Consider the following 1997-nt stretch of genomic DNA (forward strand, 5'->3'; position numbering starts at 1 on the left):
TGCTCGGAAAGGGCCCGTATCACCTGGTCTTTTTCTTGTGGGTGAATAGATTCCGGAGACAGACTTGGAGTGGTGGTCATCGCGGTCAGTAGTTGACCCCGGATGCCAAAAGACGTTTCTAGGAGGGGTCCTGCCGAGTATTTGAGAGTATATATTCTGGTTTACACTGGTTTTCTTTCCAGAAATTACTGGATTTATTATATATTTGGTTGACTGCTTTCGGCTATCCATGCTGTAGTATCATATAATACACTTCTTGATTGGCCTTCATTCACCGGACTGGCTTCCCCATCGCTACCAATAATCTACTTCGGAAGAGCGGCCCATAGCTTGATAATAACTCCACCACAAACCTCGACTGTCGCGTATCCCTTGGCGCGACATCACGATCCAGCACTCGGTCCATATCCCACCGGTATTGGCCCCATACGACCGGTGGGCATTTTGCCAGTTCAACTCTCTTCGATTGCACTGTCTCTACTAACAGTCGTCCCCAGTTGCTACATCGAAGGATGAGAACTATTGATAGGGGTCCACAAGAGTAATTCAATGCCAACCGATACGGGTTCGACGCAGGAATATACCTTTAGCACTCCAGTCGACCTGCTCTCAACACTGGAAGCGCTCAACATCCAGTATCTCGATATCGACGAGATCCGTACGCTGGTGATCTACCAGACTGCAATTCTCAATCTTGTGGTGCTTGACGGTGAACTCTCTGCTGCAAGTCGTGTTGAACTCGAAGTCTATGAAGATCCCCGTCAAGACTTCTCTCTCGAATCGGATGAGAAGGAGAAGACGGTCCTTGCTTCGTTCCTCGACCAACTTGTCTCTGAAAACCGTCGCTAACTCTCGAACCGAAATTACTCAATAGACTACTATCTTTCTCAAGAATTGGAATTCAATCTGGCTAGTAGGTACGATAGAAATAACAATACTCGGTTACAAGGGCAAGTCACCATGGACGATCTTACAGGCTTTCAGCGGGATCTCCTGTACGTCATTACAGGCGCTGATCAGCCGTCGGGTCAGGACATCAAAGACGAGGTCGAGTCGTACTATAGTAGCGACATCAATCACGGACGACTGTATCCCAATCTCGACACCCTCGTCAACAAGGGATTCGTCGAGAAGGGAGAACTCGATCGACGAACGAACTACTACGCGATCACCGATGAAGGGAACACAGCCATTCAGGAGCGTCGTGAGTGGGAATCACAGTACGTTGACCTCTGACGCGGAGAGATATTGCGTCGATCCGAGCTAGTCGGCGTCACCCAAATCCTGAACAAGCGCAGGCAGTACCACAAATTCCGATAAAACAATATAAACTATACATTTCTCAACTCATAGAAGTTGAGACTGCGTTCTCCGATGCATATGGAATCGTCACCCATTTCGTCACTTCGTTTCGACGAGTCTTCACCGAAAGAGCCGATACAGAGACAGTGCGAACTTGTCACTGGTAGAACAGACTTATTAGATAAGAGAGTTACTCTTGCAATAGGATACCTCCCATGACTAATGTAGTTATTGGATTACTAGCTGGAGCTCTTATTGTACAATTCCCGATAGGTATTCTGATGTATATTGACGCGAGACGACTCGATCTCAAAAATCCTCAAATGTACTGGTTGGGCGTAATAGTACCTGCAGCCGGATTCGTCGTGATATTATACTACTTTTCAGAACGAAAAGGTCTTCCGAAGAAAGAAACAGAAACCACATAGATTTCTCCTATCTATTTTATATATCACTTTCCGAGGATGATACAATCGGTACACGAACCATTCTATGACATACTGAAGGCTACAAACTTAACGAAGAGAGTGACAACTATTATTCAAGCACTCTTCCAATAGAGATGTATGATTGAGCGACAAGAACGGAACATACGGCGAGATGGAGCCCTCATTCTGTTCGGCTCATCCGTCTTTAGCTAAGCGAGAAACCACGCGACAGCGGCGGCTTATCGAGACTTCTATTCGAGAGGAATG

2 protein-coding genes are annotated in these 1997 nt (G+C 46.5%); both read left to right on the forward strand.

What is annotated here, in order from left to right; translation table 11 throughout:
- Positions 1 to 549 precede the first annotated feature (549 nt).
- Positions 550 to 849 (forward strand): hypothetical protein, encoded by a 300-nt coding sequence (locus GWG54_RS20460; RefSeq protein WP_167939470.1) that lies wholly within the window; start codon positions 550 to 552, stop codon positions 847 to 849.
- Positions 850 to 960: 111 nt separating this feature from the next.
- On the forward strand, positions 961 to 1236 hold the full coding sequence (locus GWG54_RS20465) for a PadR family transcriptional regulator (protein ID WP_167939471.1): 276 nt from the start codon (positions 961 to 963) through the stop codon (positions 1234 to 1236).
- The last annotated feature ends 761 nt before the right edge of the window (positions 1237 to 1997 follow it).

The organism is Natronococcus sp. JC468 (assembly GCF_012163165.1).
Lineage (GTDB): Archaea > Halobacteriota > Halobacteria > Halobacteriales > Natrialbaceae > Natronococcus > Natronococcus jeotgali.